This window comes from Legionella donaldsonii, from assembly GCF_900452385.1.
GTDB lineage: Bacteria > Pseudomonadota > Gammaproteobacteria > Legionellales > Legionellaceae > Tatlockia > Tatlockia donaldsonii.
Map to the genome: position 1 here is coordinate 2,128,383 of NZ_UGOA01000001.1, position 20,827 is coordinate 2,149,209.

Here is a 20,827-nt window from a genome sequence, read left to right on the forward strand (position 1 = left end):
TAATAATGAATAAACCAGATATGACAAGCAAAGGATTCACACTTATCGAAACACTTCTAGTAATAGCCATTGCAGGAATACTCATCACGATGGCTTATCCCACTTACGTCGATTATATAGCGCGAGTCAGGCGTGTTGACGGTAAGACTGCTCTCATTGATTTGGCAAATCGTCTGGAACACTATTATGCCATACACCATAGCTACCAATCGGCAACACTCGCTACCGGTAAAAATACTGATGTACAAAATACTAATGTGTCGCCAGAAGGCTGGTATACCCTATCAATAGTATCGCAGACTGCCACAACTTATGAGTTAAAAGCAACCGCTCAAAAGGCTCAGGCTTTTGATAAAATCATTTGCCAGGAGTTAACCCTCAATCACCTGGGTATAAAAGGGACGCACTCAAATACCGGCAGCAATGCAGATCTAAGTGCTTGTTGGTAAGTAATTATTAAGGAAGCTTAATAATTTAGTTCGCCCAAAAGTCATTTTGACTATTGTGTAGCCAATTTAGTTTCGTGTATACTCTATATAATAATCACTTCTTTTTGTGAGCTAGTATGTCTGAACACATCAAACCTGCCAAGCTGGTACCACTTTCTACTAATGCCCAATCTGAGCAAATAAAATCTGCACAAATGAAACAAGCCGTACAAGAGCATAGACAACAAGAAGAAAGTGCATTAACAGCCTCTCAGTCTAAAGAGGAAGTAAGACTAGCTCAATCTCAAGAAAGCAGATTGCCTTCACAACGTCCAGAGGAAGACACATTAACCCTCAATACTCACCAAGGCAAAGTCACCTTAACTGAGTCCGAAGTAGAGGAATGGTTTGCGAACACGGAAAAAGCATTAAGAGCCAGCCATGACAAAAAAGGCCCAGTCACTCAAGAGGCAAATGATCGTGAATTGGGAGCTAAATTCCTTAGCCGCTTTGGTCTTAAATCCGCTAAAGACGTAATTCAATTTTTAAATTCCCCGGCAGGCGACACAGTAAAAGAAACGATCGCCGCCAAATGGTCAGAAAAAGAGGCCATTAAAGCTGAGCGTGCTTTCGAGCAACGGGAGAAAGAAGCATTAAGAAAACGACGACTTGCCTATTTCCTGGCGGGTGTGATGATGCACAAAGCCGCGAAAGCGAAGGAATTGAATCGAGCCTATGCTGAAGCAGGTCAGAAAGCGATAGAGCGCAGTAAAGAGAATGCCACGGGCGGCACCTCATATGGCGCGAGCGAAACATCAGCTGCTGCCCACGCAGCCGCCCTATCACAACAGTTGGCGGCGTATCAGAATGTTATTGACGCACTTGAAAACCAATTGACAGCCAAACAAGCACAAGAAGCTGCAATAACCTCGCAGATAGCTGCTATTCAACAAAAATATCAAGCGTTGGGTAACCACGTGGCACAAGCCCATACTCATATCGCACAGGCACTGAGCAAAGACCTTAGTCATGATAAGGTTATTGATGCTTATGATATTAGAATTCAATATATAGAAAACCAAATTAAACAGAAACAATTAGACCACGCTTCATTCCTTAAAAGAAGTGAAAGTCCGGTCGCTAAAGATCGAACGAAATATCTGGATATTGCTGGTGTAATTTCAAAAGAAAGTCACGATTTAGAAACGCTGCTTCTGGTATTAAAAGCACGAGCCTTACTACACCGTGGAAACAAAGGATTAACACCTATCTCTGACGAAGACCGCATAGAAGTTATTGAAAGCAATGCTGCGAAATTGGACGATAAAATTCATTTGGACTTAAACGTCATCCATGAATTGCTGCAAGACGGCGATATTAAAAAAGAACAGCAAGCAATGGCCATGATACAAGAGCATCAAGGGCTTGTTGCGGAAATGGTCACTCTTAAAGAAATGATAGCCGTACTTAAAGGCGAGAAAAGACTCGTTAAAAAGGACGGGACAGAAACCATGTCCTATAAAGATGCAGCTTATATTTTATCCCCAGGACAGCGAGTTGTTAAAGATCAGCATGGTAAATCGTATCTATTAACTGGTCATCAATCTTTGGATAACATGACGCCGAATGAAAAGGATAAAGCTCATGACAAATTACGCAGTGTAGCAACAATAGATAAATTGCTACACCATAATGAAAAGCTTGAATTGGGGAAAAAGCAACAAGAGCTAAAACAAGTTCATAAGGAAATTCACGACCTTCGAGATCAAATTCAATTCATGCAGCAACGAAAAGCCGAGGTTAATGAAGCATTAAAAGCGCTTCATCATGAGCCTCGTCCGCAGCCTCATGTATCAGGTCCAGGGATTTTCAGTCCAACACCCAAGCCAGTTCCTTCCGAGACCTGGTTACAGATTGAACGCCTTTTGGATAAATTAAAAAATAATCCAAAGAAAGAAGACGTTGAGAAACTGCGCGATCTCATACCTAAGGATAACAGCAAATTACAAAATTTAATTACTCGGTTTGGAAAGGCACTTAACGCTAATGCCCAGATTGAAATGCAACGCTACCTGCAAACAATTGAGATATCGGCTGTGTCAGCTTATAAACCTTTTGTAACCTCTGTAACAAGCCCGCGAGAACAGGAGAGCGAAGAGTTCCAGTCTTCCAAAGAGTCAGTCAAATTTCACCCGACTCCCTTTAAAGATCCATACAGCCTTTAAAGATCCATACAAATAATGGATTTTTGACTTGCTAAGCAGCTGCAACTCTTCTAACATGAACGGATGTTGCAGCCTGTTAGCGAATAGCCATGATGACTGATAAATTATTTGGAAATCAATCAATTATTGTAACCCTTGATGTTGATGCCTTATTATTTGACAGGTTAAAACAAATTTCTCAAGCGGGTTTCTCTGTTGTCGAAATTAATTGCAGTGAACAAAATCTCTTAAGAAGAATTTTGCAGGAATTCCCAGGACTACGTATTGGTGCGGGTAATATTATCAGCACGCAACAGCTGGAAGATTGTTATAATGCCGGCGTACATTTTGTTTCGAGTCCCGGATTTTTACCTTCCATTGCGCAAACAGCAGCTATCTATTCAATTAACTACCTACCAGGTATTGCAACAATTTCTGAAGCGATGCAAGTGATGGCTTTAGGTTATCATCAGGCAAGACCCTACCCTGCAAATCTGGCCTTTTGCGGCTCATTGAATAAATGCTTGCCTATGCTGCGTTTATTTCCAGCCGAAATCGAATGGGATGAAGCAGAGCACTATCTAAGCCTGCCAGCCGTAGCAGCAGTAAGCATTCTCAATCCAGAAAGCAAACAATTAAATGCATTAGCGGCTGGGGTTCTTGCATAGATCAATCAGGAGTAGAATAGCGCCGATACAAATGGCGCTATCAGCCAAATTAAAAACAGGCCAATGATGATTTTTGTAATAGACGTCAATAAAATCGGTGACATGGCCTAAAACAGCCCGATCATATAAATTTCCTACTGCCCCTCCCAGAATCAAACTGATAGCGGCCGATTGTAATTTCGCTTTTACCGGTATGCGGATCAGCCAAACAATCAAGATCAAACTCATCACAATACTAAAACCGGCAAAAAACCAGCGATGCCAGCTGCCTGCCCCACTCAGGAAGCTAAAGGCAGCCCCCGTATTATAAGCCAGAGTAAAATTCATCATAGGGAATAATGGTTCGGGCTGATAGGGAATCAAATAGTTGGTAGCCCAATATTTGGAAGCTTGATCAACCAACAGAACCAATAGACTCAGTACAAACCAGGGCCATTTCTTCATACAAAGTTTCTCTCTTCATCATGACCACTAATATTACCAACACAACGTTGACATAAGCCAGGATGATTTGCATCCTCACCGACGTCTTCGCACCGATGCCAGCAACGTTCACATTTTTCATATTCACTCGCTTTGACGACAATTTCGACTGATTCCTCAGTACCGGGAGTCATTTTTTCCATTCTTTCTCCCACTCCTTTCTTATAGCCATCGATCAACTTCACACTGGCAGCCGACGTTATTAAAACAAAGCGGAGCTCATCTCCTAATCTATCGAGCATCGTTTTAGTCTCTTCCTGGGGACAAAGTATCAGTACTTCTGCCGCTAAGGGAGAGCCAATTACTCCTTCTTTCCGTTTATCTTCCAATGCCTTATTAACTTGATCACGTATAGTTTGAACGCGTTGCCAGAAAGCCATATCGACATCTGTAATAACAGGCCATGCTTCATACCAGCGTTCTATAAAAACAGAGTCACTTGTTTGCCCGGGAATTGCCTGCCAAATTTCATCCGCTGTAAAGGATAAAATAGGTGCCAACCAACGCGTTAAGGCATGAATAATATGATACATAGCCGTTTGGCAGGAGCGTCTGGCAATGCTGTTTTTAGCCGTTGTGTACTGGCGATCTTTAATCACATCCAAATAAAAACTACCCATATCTACGGCACAGAAATTATGAATCTTCTGGTAGATAACATGAAAATGATAATTTTCGTAAGCAGTTAAAATTTCATCTTGTAATTGCTGGCATCGTTTAATAGCCCAACGATCCAATTCAATTAACTGACTTGCATCGAGACAATGCTCTTCGGGTTGGAAATCAAATAAATTAGCCAATAAAAAGCGTGCCGTATTACGAATACGACGATAAGCATCTGCGTTACGTTTAATAATTTCGTCAGAAATACTGACTTCATGCCGGTAATCAGTGGAGGAAACCCATAAACGCAGAATATCAGCCCCGTGCTGATTAATCAGTTTATCCAAGGCGACGTAATTCCCCTTGGATTTCGACAATTTTCTGCCTTCTGCGTCAACTGTATAACCATGAGTTAACACAGTCTTGTAAGGGGCATGACCATAAATAGCCACCGCAGTGGTCAATGAAGAATTAAACCAGCCGCGGTGCTGATCAGACCCTTCAAAATAGACATCTGCAGGTAATCCGAGTGCTGCATTTTGCTTTAACACGCTGTAATGGGATACACCTGAATCAAACCATACATCCAGAGTATCGCTTATTTTGTCATAATGTTCTGCATCAGCACCCAGAATCTCAGCAATATCAAGGTCAAACCAGGCATCAATACCTCTTTTTTCTACCCTCAGCGCCACTTGCTCTAACAGCTCTACCGTATTTGGGTGTAACTCTCTTGTTGACTTATGCACAAATAAAGGCATTGGTGTACCCCATGCGCGTTGGCGTGAAATACACCAATCAGGTCTACTTTCAACCATTCCGCTAATACGCGCCTTGCCCCATTCGGGCACCCACTTGACTTGATCAATAACTTTGCTGATTGATTGACGTAAACCATTTTTGTCCATAGCGATAAACCATTGTGGTGTCGCAAGGAAAATCATCGGTGTTTTATGACGCCAGCAATGAGGATAGCTATGACGGATTGATTCGTTATGCAAAAGTACCTGCCGCTCCTGAAGTACTTCAATCACCTTGTCATTCGCTTTTAAAACGGAAAGGCCGGCAAACAAAGGAACTTCCTCTGCATAACAACCATTGGCCAAAACAGGATTAATCAGAGGTAAATCGTAAGCTTGCCCCACCTGATAATCTTCTGGTCCATGAGCCGGTGCTGTATGCACACAACCTGTTCCCGAATCAGTAGTAACGTGCTCACCAAGCACAATAGGCACCTGACGCTCATTAAAGGGGTGTTGCAAAGCAATTCTTTCGAATCGCTGTCCTTTAGCCTTAGCACTGAGCTTGTATTTTTCTATTCCATAACGCTGCATGACTGATTCAACCAGCTCTGCGGCAATCAAGAAATAATGTTTATCCGCATCCACCAGGACATAGTCCAGTTCAGGGTGCAAACAAACAGCCTCGTTAGCAGGTAAAGTCCAGGGCGTAGTTGTCCAGATTGGTACAATGACTGGCTTCACTGGCAATACACCAGCAACTGCCCCAAGAATGTCTTGCGGATTCACTGCCAAAAAAGCGACATCAATGGATGGCGACGTTTTGTCTTCATAATCCACCTCTGCTTCAGCCAATGCTGAACCGCAATCAATACACCAATGAACCGGTTTGAATCCCTGTTGTAAATGGCCATTTTCAATCACTTTACCCAGTGCACGAATAATGTTTGCTTCGTAGGTGTAATCCATTGTTATGTAGGGATGCTGCCAATCCCCAAACACACCCAAACGCTTAAACTCATCCCGTTGAATATCAATTTGGCTAGTTGCATAGTCACGACATTTATTGCGAAATTCAGCAGCACTAATCTTAAGGCCGGCTTTCCCAACTTTCTTTTCTACATTCAGTTCGATAGGCAGACCGTGACAATCCCATCCCGGAACAAAGGGGGCGTCAAAACCACTCAGTGATTTGGATTTAGTAATTATATCTTTCAAAATTTTATTTAATGCATGGCCACAATGAAGATGTCCATTTGCATAGGGAGGACCATCATGCAAAATAAAACGCTTAGAACCGGAGCGAGCCTGTCTAATTTTTTCATAAATACCTTTATTATCCCAATCAGCCAGCATCTGAGGCTCACGTTGCGCAAGGCTCGCTTTCATTGGGAAAGATGTGTCCGGTAAGTTCAAGGTATCTTTGTATTCAGCCATCTGGGTCCACTCTGTTAACGCGTTAAGTTCAACACCGATTCGCACCAGGAATTATTAGTATTTTTTCTTTCTTGGCGATTACGATGCTCAAAAATCAAATAATTCAAACTAGCGAAATGCCAGCGCTCCTTTAAATTGTTCTTTAGCCGCAACTACATCATCCTGAATTTGTTGAATCAAGGCATCCACGGATGAGAATTTAATTTCATCTCGCAATTTGCGCAAGAAAAACACTTGCAGCATCTCACCGTATAAACTTTCATTAAAATCGAAGAGATGTATCTCAAGAATATTTTTTGTGCCATCCACTGTCGGCCTGCTGCCAATATTGGCAACTCCTTTCAATAACTCGCCTGTGCTTCTACGTACTTGAACGCAAAAAACACCTTTTAACGGCAAGGTTAAACGATGCATACCCAGATTTGCCGTCGGGATACCCCATTGTTTACCTCGTCCATCGCCTTTAATCACTCGGCCACAAAGACTAAAGGTCCTCCCTAATAAAACAGTGGCTTGCTCAAGCTGCCCTTGCAATAGAGCATTTCTAATCTTCGTTGAGCTGACACGTTCTTCCGCAATAGCAAAATCAGGGAACGTTTGCACAAGACAATCAGTTCGCCGGCCCAGCTCTTCCAGCAATGCCACATCACCTTGCCGGGCATGGCCAAAACGAAAATCCCTTCCTATTAACAAATACTTTACGTGATGCAAAGAAAAAAAATAATGCTCCGCAAAATCCGGAGCAGGCATTAAAGCTAAGTGCTTATTAAATTTTAGACAATATACATAGTCAACGTTACATTGCTTCAGTATTTGTAATTTCTCTCGCAAACTGGTTAATCGCGCAGGTGCCAACTGCCCGTGAAAGTACTCTCCTGGTTGAGGCTCAAACAAAAACACAGTTACTGGCAACTTCATTTTATCAGCTTGCATATGCAGCTGAGCCAATAATGCCTGATGACCACGGTGTACCCCATCAAAATTACCGATGGTTGCAACAGTACCCGCAGAAACCTCATCTAATCTACGTAACAGCTTCATGCTTATTTAAAAATTATAAAAAGATAGATTATACCGAGTTTATTCCAGATTGCGAAACCTTAGTCTATAGATAACAGCTGATTGGCTAGTATTTCATGCAACGCGCTTACCAAAATGGCGCCGCACAACAACAAAAAATACTGGGACAAAGAAAATAGCCAATACAGTTGCCGTAAACATCCCTCCCGCTACCCCGGTCCCGACTGCATTTTGTGCACCAGAACCAGCACCTGTACTGAGAGCAAGGGGCAATACACCAAAAATAAAAGCAAGGGATGTCATTAATATTGGGCGCAAACGCCTACGTACTGCCTCCAGCGTTGCCTCAATTAAAGGCTTGTTTTCTTTTTCAATCAGATCTTTTGCAAATTCTACAATCAGGATTGCGTTTTTGGCTGATAATCCAATAGTAGTTAAAAGCCCTACTTGAAAATAGATATCATTATTTAGACTGCGAAAACTAGCCGCTAATAAAGCCCCAATGACACCTAGAGGCACAACCAAAATTACGGAAAAAGGGATAGACCAACTTTCATATAAAGCAGCCAAACATAAAAATACAACCAACACTGAAATAGCATATAGTAAGGGCGCTTGATTTCCTGATAAACGTTCCTGATAAGACATCCCAGTCCAATCAAAACCGACGCCGGCAGGCAATTTTGACGCCAAATGCTCCATTAAACTCATTGCATCACCGCTACTTTTGCCTGAAGCAGATTCACCTAAAATTTCCATCGAGGGTAAACCATTGTAACGCTCCAACCGCGGTGAACCGAATTGCCAGTGGCTAGTACTAAACGCCGAAAAAGGAACCATTTGTCCCTTTTGCCCTCGGACATACCAATCGTTAATATCTTTTGGCAACATACGATAAGGGGCATCCGCTTGCACGTAGACTTTTTTTACTCTGCCCCGATCAATAAAGTTATTGACATAGCTGCTTCCTAAAGCAATGCTAATCGTGTCATTAATGTTACTGACTGTAGCTCCAAAGGTTTCCGCTTTCTCCTGATCAACGTTCAGTTTAAATTCTGGCGCATCCTCTAAACCATTCGCCCTTACCCGAACCAATGTATCGGGATGATCAGCAACCATATCCAAAAGTTTATTCCGAGCCTCGGTTAGTTTTTCATGACCGATTCCGCCTCTATCAATCAACTCAAAATCAAAACCATTTGCTGTACCAAGTTCGATAATGGCCGGTAAATTAAAAGGAAAAACCAAACCATCCTTAATTTTGGCAAACGCACCGCTTGCCCGATCGATAATTGCGGGGACTTTGTTCTCAGCGCCTTTACGTTCACTCCAATCTTTTAAAGTAGTAAATGCAATGCCCGAGTTCTGTCCATTTCCATTAAAACCAAACCCAACAACAGTAAATGTGGAAATCACATTGTTTTTTTCTTTGGTGGCATAGTAGCGATAAACCTGCTCGGCAACTTCTTGTGTACGTTGCTGCGTTGCTCCAGCGGGTAACTGTATCATGGTTAATACCATCCCTTGATCTTCCTCAGGAAGAAAAGCTGTCGGTAAGGTCAGGAATAAATAGCCCATTCCTACTACAATCAAAAGATAGATAAATAAATAGCGGCCTGTTTTATTGAGCAGTTTCTCAACGCTATCATGGTAGCGTTGAGTTGCCTGCTCAAAATGACGATTAAACCAGCCAAAAAATCCTTTCTTATTGCGATGCTCAGCAGCAGATAGCGGCTTTAGGATCGTAGCGCAGAGTGCTGGGGATAAAATAAGAGCTACTAAGACAGAAAGCACCATTGCTGATACAATAGTCACCGAGAATTGACGATAAATAGCACCCGTCGAACCGCCAAAAAAAGCCATCGGAACAAACACTGCTGATAACACAGTTGCAATGCCCACTAAAGCCCCTTGAATTTGTCCCATAGAACGGCGAGTGGCTTCTTTGGGGGGCAAATTCTCTTCCATCATGACCCGCTCAACGTTTTCGACAACAACTATTGCATCATCAACGAGTAGTCCAATTGCCAATACCATGCCGAACATGGTCAACGTATTGATGGTATAACCAAAGAGGGACAGGACGGCAAAAGTGCCTAGGAGAACAACAGGAACAGCAATTGTAGGAATTAAGGTAGCCCGCATATTTTGCAGGAAAAGATACATGACTAAAAAAACCAAAATAATTGCTTCGATCAGGGTTTTCACCACTTCATGAATAGAGATTTTTATAAAAGGAGTGGTGTCATAGGGATAAACCACTTTAAAACCAGCAGGAAAATAAGGCTCCATTTTACGGAGTTCTTCTTTAATGGAGGTAGCCGTATCCAGGGCATTTGCTCCCACCGCAAGCTTAATACCCAGACCGGAAGCCGGAACACCGTTATAACGTGCTATCAGCGCATAATTCTCACCACCCAGAGCAATTCGGGCAACATCTCGTAAACGGACTTGAGAGCCGTCTGAATTGACTTTAAGCAAAATTTTTCCAAATTCTTCAGTTGTCTTCAACCGTGTTTGTGCAATAATTGGCGCGTTTAACTGCTGTCCAGGGACGGCAGGAAGTCCGCCTAATTGTCCGGCAGCAATCTGATTATTTTGTGCTTTGATTGCCTGAACTACATCGCTTGGTTGCAGTTGATAATTATTCAATTTGTTTGGATCAAGCCAGACGCGCATTGCATATTGCGCACCGAATAATTGCACATCCCCTACTCCATTTAGGCGACTAATCGGATCTTTGATATAGGAAGCCAGATAGTCAGCCAGATCATACTGATCCATACTACCATCTTCGGAAATGGCGCCTAAAACAAGAAGAAAGCTGCTGCTCGATTTTTCAATGGTTAGCCCCTGTTGTTGAACCTCTATAGGCAACAATGGGGTAGCCAACTGAAGTTTATTTTGTACCTGAACCTGGGCGATATCAGGGTTGGCACTGGAATTGAAAGTCAATGTTATTGTCGCTGTTCCAGAAGAATCACTCTGTGAGGTCATGTACAATAGTTTATCCAAACCACTCATATTCTGTTCGATGATTTGGGTCACAGTATCCTGTACTGTTTGTGCATCAGCACCAGGATAAATCGCTGTAATTGCTACTGCAGGGGGGGCTACGGTGGGGTATTGAGCTACTGGTAACTGAGCAATAGCCAAAACACCTGCCAACATAATAAGGATTGCAAGTACCCAAGCAAAAATAGGCCTGTCTATAAAAAAATTAGACATAGTTTAATTGTTCTCTTTGTGGTTTGGTGCTTTATCGGCAGCAGCCTTATTTTTTGTTTCTTCTACTTCCTCGGTTCTTACAGTCATACCTGGCTTTACCTTTTGTAGTCCCGATACGATCAGTTTATCACCCTCTTTCAAACCACTACGAATTAACCATTGATCACCAATGGCCTGCTCTGTTATCAAGGTACGCTCAACCACTTTATTTTTGTCATCAACCAGCAAAGCGGTTGCTTTCCCCTGAGCATTACGAGTAATACCTTGCTGAGGTGCTAAAATTGCCTCTACTTTAACCCCTTCCTGTATTCGCGCACGTACAAACATACCAGGTAAAAGTACTTCCTTCGGATTAGGGAATATAGCACGCAAAGTAATAGAGCCTGTCGTTTCATCGACAGTCACATCTGAAAATTGTAAAGTTCCTTTTTCGTTATAGAGTGTGCCATCTTCAAGCAACAAATCAACGACTACATTGTCATCGCCTTTTGTTAATACTCCTTTTTCCAATTGCCGTTTCAAACGTAAAAAATCCTTGCTGGATTGAGTAACATCAACATAAATTGGATCAAGTTGTTGTACAGAAGCCAGCGCCTCGGATTGGCTCGCTGTGACCAGTGCTCCCTCCGTAACACTGGATTTACCAATTCGTCCGCTAATTGGTGAATATACTTTGGTATAGTAGAGATTAATACGTGCAGTTTCCAACGCTGCTTTGGCCGCAACCACACTAGCGTCCGCCTGTTTTAAATTCGCCACAGCCGTATCATAATCCTGATGACTAACAAAGTTAGTGCTTAACAAAGGTTTATAGCGCTTGACCGTTAAACTGTTAATTTCAACATTAGCCTCCGCTTTGGCTAGATCACCTTGAGCACTATCATAGGCAGCCTGGTAAGTGGCAGGATCAATTTGGTACAATGACTGGCCTGCCTTGACATCACTTCCCTCAACAAATTGACGCTTTAAAATAATACCACTTACCTGCGGTCTGACTTCCGCAACACGATAAGGGCGGGTGCGTCCAGGCAATTCTGTTGTAAGCGTTAACGGACGCGCCTTTAAAGTAACAATACCCACTTCGGGCGATTTATCAGCCTTTGTTGATTGATCATTCCCGCATCCCGACAGTAGGAACATGCTCTGACAAACTGCCAAAAGAATTAATTGCATGAATCTACCGTTATACTTCATTGAAAATCCTCAGTATATCCAACTCCAAAAGGGGTTTAGAATAACGCGCGAATTACTATATAACAATCTTAAGCGGATATAAAAAAATCATCAAATTTTTACCCTGACAGTATTGTAGTTTTACTAACAGCCAAATAATATGGAAATTGTATTAATTCTTTTCTTTTCAAGTAAAAGAGTCCCGAAAAGAGCATTTAAAACTCGCTCTAGTAATCATGATATTTTCTTGGAGTCAATGAAAAAACCATGGAAAACGCCTTAGTTTGTCTTCTTCTGCTGTTTCTATTAGTGATCTCCGGAGTTATGTCCAGATTTACACCTTCGTTACCCACACCTATCGTCCAAATTGGCTTGGGTGCTTTAGTTGCTATTATTTTCCCTGATTTTCATATAGGTTTTAATCCCGAATTGTTCATGCTTCTTTTTATTCCGCCTTTACTCTTTAACGATAGTTGGCGTTTCCCTAAACGGGAATTTTTATTAAATACAAGACCTATTGTCATGTTATCGATAGGCCTCGTATTTTTTACCGTGTTAGGACTTGGTTATCTTATGCATTGGCTGATTCCTTTCTTGCCTTTATCTGCCTCCTTTATCTTAGCTGCAGCACTCTCACCAACAGATGCTGTAGCCTTAAAATCGATGACTGCCAAGGTACAAATGCCTAAACGAATCATGCATATTTTGCAAGGAGAAGCCTTGTTAAATGATGCCTCAGGCCTCGTTTCTTTTAAATTTGCCATAGCGGCTATGCTAACGGGTGTTTTTTCCCTGGGTAGTGCTACTGCCAGCCTCTTTCTAATTAGTCTTGGCGGATTAGGAATAGGTGCTATTCTCACTTATCTATTTATTACTTTACTTGGTCGCTTAAAACTTAAAAGCGATCATGAAACCACAACTGAAAATCTTTTATTATTACTATTGCCTTTTGCAGCTTATCTTGCTGCAGAAAAACTTGGTTTCTCAGGGGTATTGGCCGCTGTTTCAGCCGGATTTACTATTGATAAAGCGGGATTTTTAGACCGGACTATGGTAAGCATGCGCATTGAAGGACGTTTTGTCTGGGGTATGTTAGAAATTACGTTGAACGGTATTATCTTTATCCTGTTAGGTATCTATTTACCGAATTCATTGAACTTACTTGCCAATACTGACTGTACTACAGGGCAATACCTGATGATTGTAATCTTTATTACTTTAGCGCTGATTAGTCTACGTGCCCTCTGGATCTACCTAACACTACCCTTTGAAGCTTTAATTGCACGTCGTCTTCATAAACCCTGGCACCGTCCTAATTTAAGAATGATTGCAGCAATTTCCCTTGGAGGAGTACGTGGAGCAATTGCTCTGGCAGCCATATTATCACTGCCAGAATTTATGCCTGATGGCATGCCTTTCCCAGCACGCAATCTGTTAATTATCGTTGTTGTTGGCGTAGTTCTTTGCTCTTTGCTAATCAGCTCGATAATTTTGCCTTTAATCTTGCCAGGCCTAAATGCCCTCATTACCCATTCTACCAATGACGAGGAAAAAGAAGCGATTCTTGCTGCTGCGGAAGCAGGTATCCGGGCTATTGAAAATCGAGTGCAAACTTTAACAAATGATATGAATGAGCAAGATGCTGCGATATGCATGCAGGTTAGCAGCTCATTAACGGCCAAACTGAATCAATTCATAGCCTCAAATGTTGGCACCGAAACGGAGAAAATAATTCATGTGATGGCCCTAACTTTTGAAGAAGAGTTACGCCTTGCAGCCTTGGAGGGGGCCCGGCAAGAATTACGTTTACTTAGAAAACAAGGTAAAATTAATAATACAACGATGATGACTATTATTGCCAAACTTGATCTAAGGCAAATTTCCTTAGTTGGTAGTCAGCGAAATTATGAGCTTCTTACACAATCCGGACATAAATCTTTAACTGCGGAAGAAATGAATCAAGATCATTCCGTTATGGTTTATGATTAACGTCTTCGTTGAGCCATTCTTTTAAACGCGATTCACCCCCAATGCGAGGCAAGTGACAAAAATTTCAAATGCTTATTATTCAAGCATTGTATAATAAAAATTTCAGCCTTAGTACTTAACACGAGCTCGACATAGTAAAATGGCATTATTTTTCCTGGCGAACTCAGTTTCCTTATTATTTTTTAGAGATAACCATGGCGCAACCTTTAATTAATATCACCAGAAAACAAGCCTTGGTTTTTGCCGCTTTTTTAGTTCTGTATGAATTTTTAACCTATATTGCGAATGATATGATCATGCCTGGAATGATCAAAGTAATTGAATCATTTCACGGTCCAGAGTCTGCAGTTGCGACTTCGCTAACTGCCTATATGTTAGGTGGGGCCAGTTTACAATTATTCTTGGGTCCTATCTCTGATCGTTATGGACGACGCCCAGTCATGCTGGCAGGAGCTCTCTTCTTCTTTATTTGTACCTTATTGATTGCCAGTTCAAACTCAATTGATCAATTTCTTATTGCCCGTTTCTTCCAGGGTATGGGGTTGTGTTTTATCGGTGTTATTGGTTATGCCACTTTACAAGAAATTTTTGCAGAAATGGATGCTATACGCTTAATAGCCATTATGGCCAACGTTTCCATAACGGCTCCCTTATTAGGTCCACTTCTAGGCGCAATCTTTATTCATTTTTTCAGCTGGCGATTTATTTTTATTATTATCAGCCTCTTTGCTCTTGTAGCGCTTTGGGGATTGTGGCGGTTCATGCCCGAACCTGTTGGGCAAACAAAATCAGATGGAGAAAAAATCACGCGCGTCTCATTATCACCGCGGGTAATAGCTGCAAACTATAAAAACCTGATGATAAATTCGCCATTTATGCTAGGCTCCATTGCTCTCGGACTCATGGGACTGCCTTGCCTTGCCTGGATTGCTCTGGCACCTGTTATTTTAATTGCCGATGCAAAATTATCTGTTATCCAATATGGCCTATGGCAAATACCTGTATTTGGTGCCTCTATTATTGGTAACTGGTATTTACAAAAGTTAACCCATCGTTACCCAGTAGAGAAAATATTACTGATTGGCTCAATTATTCTAGGGCTCGGCCTTGTAATCACTTTTATTTTACCACTTTTATTCGGTAACTATTTTGTATGGTTAATGCCTGGCCTCATTATTTACTTCTTTGCTTTAGGTATCGCTGGAGCTCCCTTGAATCGCCTCATCCTTTTTTCAACACCAGTGAGTAAAGGAACTACTTCTGCTCTTATGAGTATGATTAGTATGTGTGTCCAAGCAATTGGTATAGAAATAGCCAATTATTTATACAGCTATCACAATAATAATGTTTTCGGTTTCTATTGCTCACTAATTGGTCTTGTTTACTTTATTTTACTTGCCTCTACCTTTTCCTTTCCGAAAAATCATTCTAAAAAATCAATGTAGCGACAATTGGCATCACCAAGATAACAGGAACAGACTTGTAGTTCTGCTCAAGGCGCGCTACAAATGTAGGGCAAACTACTCTACATAAGGACGAACGATGAAATTATTTTTTGCACGAGGTGCTTGCTCATTGGTAGTACGCATCATTATCAACGAAATAGGTCTTAAATGTGATTATGTATCCGTCGATCTGAAAACGAAAAAAACGGAAGATAATAAAGATTATTTAGCAATCAATCCGAAAGGAGCTGTTCCCGCACTCCAACTTGATAACGGTGAAATTATTACTGAAAATCTGGTTATCCAGCAATATCTTGTTGATGAACATAAAGCAAACAACTTATGCCCCCCGATTGGAGATATCAATCGCTATAAAATACTTAGCTGGTCAAATTATATAACTACAGAATTACACAAAAGTTTTGGCGCCCTTTTTAACCCTGCTATTACCCAAGAGTTAAAAGATAAAATTTATATACCTGCCATTAAACAAAAATTGGAATTTATTGATAAACGACTGTCTCAGCATCGTTACTTGGCAGGAAATCATTTTACCCTACCTGATGCCTATCTATTTGTGATGCTTACGTGGTCTACCAATTTTAAGATTGATCTTACCAAATACTCGCATCTACCCCGCTATTTTGAAGAACTTCACAGCAGGGAATCAATTATGAAATCGCTTAAAGAAGAAGGATTTGCTTAAGCTGGTTTAGCAACCTAGCCCAGAGCAAGGCTAGGTTTCTTTACTACTTCGCGATAATAATAAAACCCGCTCGCAGGGGTCGAAAAGGGCTGATTTACGGACAGTCAGCGCTTTTCGACCAACATACCGGAAATGTCAAGAGATTTTAGGAACCCTGCACTTGGGGACGCACAATCAGTACATCACACTCTGCGCCATGCAGAATGGCATTTGCCGTTGAACCCAACAATAAGGCAAGACCATGTTTACCGTGGCTACCGGTCACAATTAAATCAATTTTCTTTTCTTGAGCCACACGCAAAATTTCATTCTTGGTAGAACCAAATTCAATCATGCAGTGCGCACTATCCACTCCTAATTTCTTAGCTAAAGCCGCTAACTCTTTTTCAGCTTGCTCACGTATTGAAACCTCGACTTCTGCAAAACCAGCAAAACCTGGGTAAGCATAGGCAGGAATTGGTTCAACGACATGAACAAGAAGCAAATCAGCGCCATTTTCATCAGCAATTTTTTTTGCCTTATGCGCCGCTCTCACTCCAACTTCATCGAAATCTGTTGCGAATAACACCCTTTTGTACATGATTCTCTCCTTGGCGACCTCTGGATACTAAAGACTAGCAGAAAAATTTTTAATTTCCCATAAGAATCAGTTTACTATAAAATCGCTATCTCATGTAAGCCAAATTGAGAGTTAAAAATGATTCAACTCATCAGTTGACAAGGCTTATCTAGAAATTAGGGGTGTCTTTACCAGACTATTTAAACACTCTGCAGTGGAATATCGCTTCGCCAATACGGTGCTTGAATTTTTCCCAAACGCAACGAGTTTCTTAAGAGTCTGGGGTAAGACTGAGATCATACCCATTGAACCTGTCGGGTCATGCCGTCGTAGGGATTGTTAATGTTGTTAGATTTATTTGGTGCATCTGTTTCATTATTGTCCACCTATTTTTTTATCCGCCTGGATAGTAAAGCCTGGTTAACCACGTTATTGGCCACTTGTTTAAATGGTTGGCTATATTGGCAAAAAGGCATTTATGCCGATATGCTACTCGAGGCATTTTATTTCTTTAGCGTTTGCTATGGCTGGTATTTATGGCGTTTACCCGCAAAAGGGGATAAACCGTTCATTCTACAACTTTCGATAAAACAATGGCTGTTTGTTGGAGCTATTGTTGGCTTGTTCTACACTATTATTGCCAAGCTTCTGTTAACTTTTACTCATTCAAATGTCGCAGTACTGGACGCCCTGACAACTGCCTTAAGCTTGGTCGCACAAGGGCTCATGTGCTATAGAGCTATTGCGACGTGGATCCTCTGGTTTTTTACTGATGTACTATACGCCTATCTGTATTTTCAGAAAGAGTTACCTTTCCATTTCTTACTCATGTTGTTATACACAACGATGGCGATCACTGGTTACCTTCGTTGGGCAAGGCGGCGTGCGATTGAAAGCAAACCGCCTCATCTTATGATGACAGCTAGCCCAATTCCCTGAGGCCGGATAAAGAACGAATCCAGGGCTTAAATCGTATCAAATCTGTAGGCAAATTACTGACAACTGCTTTCGCTTGAGCGAATTGATCATACTCACCAAGAGTCAACACATACCAATCCATACCCTGACGCTTTGTTAACCGTATTGCTGCATTCAGTTCGATATGATGAGTGCGCATAAAGCGCTTCAAATCATCCTGATTTTGACTGGATTGTAATTGAATGGTGTATTGCTCCTTTATCGCCTTATCCTTTACTGCCTTTTCTTTTTCTGCTAGTGATTGAGAAATTTTTTGCTTAAGAGCAACATCAGAAATAGTTTCCCTGACCGCCGGATTCTCCCTCTCCACTCCAGCTAAGGACTGTCTTTGCAATGTCTTGGGAATAACGACAACTCTATCCATAACGACGAGGGAATCATCATTTCCATCGTCATCCTCAAGCACTATATTTGTTATCCTCTTTAAAGGAGGCGGCTGAACTGGCTGAACCTCTGCTGCAATATACCAGGCCGGGATTTTACTGACCAATTCTTGCTGAATAACAGGCATCTCACTAACTAACTCTGGTTCACTCTTTATCTGAGGCACTGCAGGAACAGTTGAAGATAAGGGTTCCTCACTAATGACTGAAACTGGTTCGGGGAGATCTTGTTCGGGCGGCAAGAGTTTGTCGGGTGATACCAAATTTTGGTGTTGCCAGATATAAACAGATGCCAATACAGCAATTACCAGACTGGCTGCGATATTCATACGGTTTGCAAATGATTTTTGCTTCACCCCTGCTTTCAACGATCCAGGGCAAAAATAATTTATCATTTGACTATTAATCCGGGCGATATTACCCCCTGTTAACTGATAGAATTGCCCCAGGCGCTTATCCGTCATTGTTTTATCTAGTCGCTTTGGTGCAGGTAAGGAATGCAACAGATAGGTTTTCATCTCACTTTCTGTCAATACTCCAGGCTCTAAAGTATGAATCAAAGGCTCAAATGAATCCGCTTTCAATTTGTTTAAACTGGCTACAATAGAAAAATCTGAGACTAAACAAAAATGAAAGAAATTATTTTCTTTTTGTTGTTGTAACGCGATTAAAATATCCTGCAATAGACTATCTGGTAAGTGTTGCGCTTCATCAATGATTACTAAAACATGCGCTTTACGTTCATTAATTTGATGTAAAATATTAGCAATCGTCGGTTCAGCATCATCCCGTAAATGGAAAATAGCAGCCAACTGGGCTAAAAAATCGGTCTGCGAGAATGGTGCAGTAGCGACCATAACATGTGATTTAATAGAAGTGTCTAGACCAGCTTGCAACAAACCAATAAAGGTTGTTTTCCCCCCGCCCTGTTCTGCTAACACCGTTAACATCTTGTTATTAAATAATACCAAATGATTGATAAAATCAATTTTAGTCAGCCAAGAACTGGGTTTAAAAACATGTTTGGCACGTGGGTTCTCATCCTGATTACCTGATTCGCTTGCCTCGTTATGCATTTCCTAATCTCCTTCAACCGCGCGTTGCAACGTTGAACACAAAAGATTTTCCGGTACACAGTCTTCGATGTAACAGTGTCCTATTGTTTTCATAAGTATGAAGCGCAAGTTCTTGTTTTTGATTTTTTTGTCTTGTGACATTAAGTTACGTAAATCATTTAGATCAATATCGCTTGGAATCCTGTTTGGCAATTTAGCCATAGTTAACAGCTTATCGATTAAAAGCAAGGATTTTTCATCCAAACCAGCATGATAGTATGATAATAAAGCGGCACAATAAAGACCAATTGCTACTGCTTCACCATGCAACCAACGGCTATATTGCGAATAAGCTTCCAAAGCATGGGCAAAGGTATGACCGAGATTTAATAGAGCCCGCATCCCCTTTTCACGCTCATCCTCTTGCACAAATTTGGCTTTTATTTGACAACAATGACTAATAATTTCCGGCAATTTTTCTGATTTTCTTAGATCAAGATCTTCACGTAAAGCATTATAGATGAGCTCAAAAAACTCTCCACCAGCCAATAAGGCATGCTTAATTACTTCAGCAAGTCCTGCACGAAACTCTCGTTCAGAAAGAGTTTGTAAAGTCTCTAAATCCATGATGACCGCTTTGGGTTGATGAAAACTACCAATCATATTTTTCGCTAATGGATGGTTGATAGCCGTTTTACCTCCAATAGAAGCATCAACTTGAGCAAGCAAAGTTGTTGGAATCTGTAAAAAATCTACACCACGCTGGTAAGTGGCTGCTGCAAAACCAGTCATATCCCCTATAACGCCCCCACCTAAAGCGATCAATGTAGTATCACGATGATGTTGTTTGGCAATCAGTGTGTCGTAAATAGCAAATAAACTCTGTTGATTTTTGAACTCCTCGCCATCTTCAAGAATCACCACATCACATTGTCTATCAGTGAATGCCGATTGAAGGTAATCAAGATAAAGCGGTGCAACCGTAGTATTTGTTACTACCAGTACCTGTTTACCGGAAATATAACGGCGCAATACCTCTTCATCAGCCAGGAAATTCCGCCCGATAATAATTGGATATTCATAGGCAGGTAACCGAATAACCAACTCCTGATATAAATCAAACTTCGCCATAGATATATTTGATAATGTTATTTGCTACGGCTTTGACTGTTAATTTATCCGTTTCAAAACTGATGTCAGCAAGTTCATCGTAATAAGGTTCACGCTCATCGCGTAACGTCTCTAAACGTCCTTCCAAATCATCTGTTTGCAACAAAGGACGCTTGGTATCACGCTTTGTGCGCTCGTATTGTTGCTGTAAAGAGGTTTTCAAATAAATAACCGTACCTCGACCTGCCAGAGCATTACGATTTTCTGGGGTCATAACTACCCCGCCGCCGGTTGCCAAAACAATATTGTTTTTTTGTGTCAACTCATCTATTACTTTCTGTTCACGTCGACGAAATCCTTCTTCTCCTTCAATATCAAAGATCCAAGAAATATCTGCTCCTGCACGCTCTTCGATCACTTCGTCAGAATCATAGAACTCAAGTTTGAGCTCCTTTGCCAAAGTACGGCCAATCGTGCTCTTACCTGCTCCCATTGGCCCTATCAGAAATATATTTCGTACTTTAACTATGCTCATTTTTAATTACATACCCCTTCAGCTGAACATGAGAATAGAGTGCATTCTCTGTTTAATTTAACATAGCACCCCCCAAAAAAGAC

Annotated in this window: 16 protein-coding genes; 7 read left to right on the forward strand and 9 right to left on the reverse strand. The window is 41.3% G+C overall.

Annotation, left to right across the window (positions count from 1 at the left end):
* The first annotated feature begins 5 nt into the window (after nucleotides 1–5).
* The 3 genes from DYC89_RS09640 to DYC89_RS09650 all read left to right on the forward strand — a co-directional run bounded on the left by DYC89_RS09640 (nucleotide 6) and on the right by DYC89_RS09650 (nucleotide 3,300).
* Entirely contained in the window at nucleotides 6–449 is a 444-nt protein-coding gene (locus DYC89_RS09640; protein WP_115222725.1) for a type IV pilin protein, read from the forward strand.
* Between the two features lie 116 nt (nucleotides 450–565).
* Nucleotides 566–2,653 carry a hypothetical protein gene (locus tag DYC89_RS09645; RefSeq protein ID WP_115221589.1) on the forward strand — a complete coding sequence of 696 codons (2,088 nt, stop codon included), beginning with the start codon at nucleotides 566–568 and terminating at the stop codon, nucleotides 2,651–2,653.
* 89 nt (nucleotides 2,654–2,742) lie between these two features.
* Nucleotides 2,743–3,300, forward strand: coding sequence for a multidrug DMT transporter permease (locus DYC89_RS09650; RefSeq protein WP_115221590.1), 558 nt, complete (start codon nucleotides 2,743–2,745; stop codon nucleotides 3,298–3,300).
* Here the strand turns inward: DYC89_RS09650 and lspA are convergent.
* The 5 genes from lspA to DYC89_RS09675 all read right to left on the reverse strand — a co-directional run bounded on the left by lspA (nucleotide 3,277) and on the right by DYC89_RS09675 (nucleotide 11,984).
* The gene (gene lspA / locus DYC89_RS09655; protein WP_115221591.1) at nucleotides 3,277–3,744 is read right to left on the reverse strand and encodes a signal peptidase II; all 468 of its coding nucleotides are present in this window, start codon (nucleotides 3,742–3,744) and stop codon (nucleotides 3,277–3,279) included. The genes DYC89_RS09650 and lspA overlap by 24 nt on opposite strands.
* Nucleotides 3,741–6,563 (reverse strand): isoleucine--tRNA ligase, encoded by a 2,823-nt coding sequence (gene ileS / locus DYC89_RS09660; RefSeq protein ID WP_115221592.1) that lies wholly within the window; start codon nucleotides 6,561–6,563, stop codon nucleotides 3,741–3,743. The genes lspA and ileS overlap by 4 nt, the downstream gene beginning before the upstream one ends.
* A 108-nt stretch (nucleotides 6,564–6,671) precedes the next feature.
* Entirely contained in the window at nucleotides 6,672–7,604 is a 933-nt protein-coding gene (gene ribF, locus DYC89_RS09665) for a bifunctional riboflavin kinase/FAD synthetase (protein WP_115221593.1), read from the reverse strand.
* Between the two features lie 93 nt (nucleotides 7,605–7,697).
* Nucleotides 7,698–10,811 (reverse strand): efflux RND transporter permease subunit, encoded by a 3,114-nt coding sequence (locus tag DYC89_RS09670; RefSeq protein ID WP_115221594.1) that lies wholly within the window; start codon nucleotides 10,809–10,811, stop codon nucleotides 7,698–7,700.
* Between the two features lie 3 nt (nucleotides 10,812–10,814).
* Nucleotides 10,815–11,984, reverse strand: a complete 1,170-nt coding sequence (locus DYC89_RS09675) for an efflux RND transporter periplasmic adaptor subunit (RefSeq protein WP_147285500.1) — start codon at nucleotides 11,982–11,984, stop codon at nucleotides 10,815–10,817.
* Between the two features lie 324 nt (nucleotides 11,985–12,308).
* Between DYC89_RS09675 and DYC89_RS09680 the strand changes: the two genes are divergently transcribed.
* The 3 genes from DYC89_RS09680 to gstA all read left to right on the forward strand — a co-directional run bounded on the left by DYC89_RS09680 (nucleotide 12,309) and on the right by gstA (nucleotide 16,124).
* Nucleotides 12,309–13,973: a Na+/H+ antiporter gene (locus DYC89_RS09680; protein WP_245953976.1), complete on the forward strand. Its 1,665-nt coding sequence runs from the start codon at nucleotides 12,309–12,311 to the stop codon at nucleotides 13,971–13,973.
* A gap of 194 nt (nucleotides 13,974–14,167) precedes the next feature.
* A complete protein-coding gene (locus tag DYC89_RS09685) occupies nucleotides 14,168–15,418 on the forward strand; it encodes an MFS transporter (RefSeq protein ID WP_115221597.1) in 1,251 nt (416 codons plus the stop codon).
* Nucleotides 15,419–15,515: 97 nt separating this feature from the next.
* Complete coding sequence (gene gstA / locus DYC89_RS09690; RefSeq protein ID WP_115221598.1) at nucleotides 15,516–16,124, forward strand: glutathione transferase GstA; 609 nt, start codon at nucleotides 15,516–15,518, stop codon at nucleotides 16,122–16,124.
* Nucleotides 16,125–16,269: 145 nt separating this feature from the next.
* Here gstA and DYC89_RS09695 read toward each other — a convergent pair whose 3' ends face one another.
* A complete protein-coding gene (locus DYC89_RS09695; RefSeq protein ID WP_115221599.1) occupies nucleotides 16,270–16,704 on the reverse strand; it encodes a universal stress protein in 435 nt (144 codons plus the stop codon).
* A 321-nt stretch (nucleotides 16,705–17,025) separates the two neighbouring features.
* Here DYC89_RS09695 and pnuC point away from each other — a divergent pair, with 321 nt between their 5' ends.
* Nucleotides 17,026–17,622, forward strand: a complete 597-nt coding sequence (gene pnuC / locus DYC89_RS09700) for a nicotinamide riboside transporter PnuC (protein WP_115221600.1) — start codon at nucleotides 17,026–17,028, stop codon at nucleotides 17,620–17,622.
* Here the strand turns inward: pnuC and DYC89_RS09705 are convergent.
* Genes DYC89_RS09705 through aroK form a run of 3 tightly spaced genes read right to left on the reverse strand, consistent with a single transcriptional unit; the run spans nucleotide 17,606 to nucleotide 20,744 of the window.
* Nucleotides 17,606–19,120, reverse strand: coding sequence for an AAA family ATPase (locus DYC89_RS09705; protein ID WP_115221601.1), 1,515 nt, complete (start codon nucleotides 19,118–19,120; stop codon nucleotides 17,606–17,608). The genes pnuC and DYC89_RS09705 overlap by 17 nt on opposite strands.
* Nucleotides 19,121–19,123: 3 nt before the next feature.
* Nucleotides 19,124–20,230, reverse strand: coding sequence for a 3-dehydroquinate synthase (gene aroB / locus DYC89_RS09710; RefSeq protein ID WP_115221602.1), 1,107 nt, complete (start codon nucleotides 20,228–20,230; stop codon nucleotides 19,124–19,126).
* Nucleotides 20,217–20,744, reverse strand: a complete 528-nt coding sequence (gene aroK, locus DYC89_RS09715) for a shikimate kinase AroK (RefSeq protein ID WP_058447454.1) — start codon at nucleotides 20,742–20,744, stop codon at nucleotides 20,217–20,219. The genes aroB and aroK overlap by 14 nt, the downstream gene beginning before the upstream one ends.
* Nucleotides 20,745–20,827: the final 83 nt, after the last annotated feature.

Coding starts and splice junctions, on each gene's coding strand:
- DYC89_RS09640 (WP_115222725.1), top strand. CDS start 6: ATGAATAAACCAGATATGACAAGCAAAGGATTCACACTTATCGAAACA.
- DYC89_RS09645 (WP_115221589.1), top strand. CDS start 566: ATGTCTGAACACATCAAACCTGCCAAGCTGGTACCACTTTCTACTAAT.
- DYC89_RS09650 (WP_115221590.1), top strand. CDS start 2,743: ATGATGACTGATAAATTATTTGGAAATCAATCAATTATTGTAACCCTT.
- lspA (WP_115221591.1), bottom strand. CDS start 3,744: ATGAAGAAATGGCCCTGGTTTGTACTGAGTCTATTGGTTCTGTTGGTT.
- ileS (WP_115221592.1), bottom strand. CDS start 6,563: ATGGCTGAATACAAAGATACCTTGAACTTACCGGACACATCTTTCCCA.
- ribF (WP_115221593.1), bottom strand. CDS start 7,604: ATGAAGCTGTTACGTAGATTAGATGAGGTTTCTGCGGGTACTGTTGCA.
- DYC89_RS09670 (WP_115221594.1), bottom strand. CDS start 10,811: ATGTCTAATTTTTTTATAGACAGGCCTATTTTTGCTTGGGTACTTGCA.
- DYC89_RS09675 (WP_147285500.1), bottom strand. CDS start 11,984: ATGCAATTAATTCTTTTGGCAGTTTGTCAGAGCATGTTCCTACTGTCG.
- DYC89_RS09680 (WP_245953976.1), top strand. CDS start 12,309: ATGTCCAGATTTACACCTTCGTTACCCACACCTATCGTCCAAATTGGC.
- DYC89_RS09685 (WP_115221597.1), top strand. CDS start 14,168: ATGGCGCAACCTTTAATTAATATCACCAGAAAACAAGCCTTGGTTTTT.
- gstA (WP_115221598.1), top strand. CDS start 15,516: ATGAAATTATTTTTTGCACGAGGTGCTTGCTCATTGGTAGTACGCATC.
- DYC89_RS09695 (WP_115221599.1), bottom strand. CDS start 16,704: ATGTACAAAAGGGTGTTATTCGCAACAGATTTCGATGAAGTTGGAGTG.
- pnuC (WP_115221600.1), top strand. CDS start 17,026: ATGTTGTTAGATTTATTTGGTGCATCTGTTTCATTATTGTCCACCTAT.
- DYC89_RS09705 (WP_115221601.1), bottom strand. CDS start 19,120: ATGCATAACGAGGCAAGCGAATCAGGTAATCAGGATGAGAACCCACGT.
- aroB (WP_115221602.1), bottom strand. CDS start 20,230: ATGGCGAAGTTTGATTTATATCAGGAGTTGGTTATTCGGTTACCTGCC.
- aroK (WP_058447454.1), bottom strand. CDS start 20,744: ATGAGCATAGTTAAAGTACGAAATATATTTCTGATAGGGCCAATGGGA.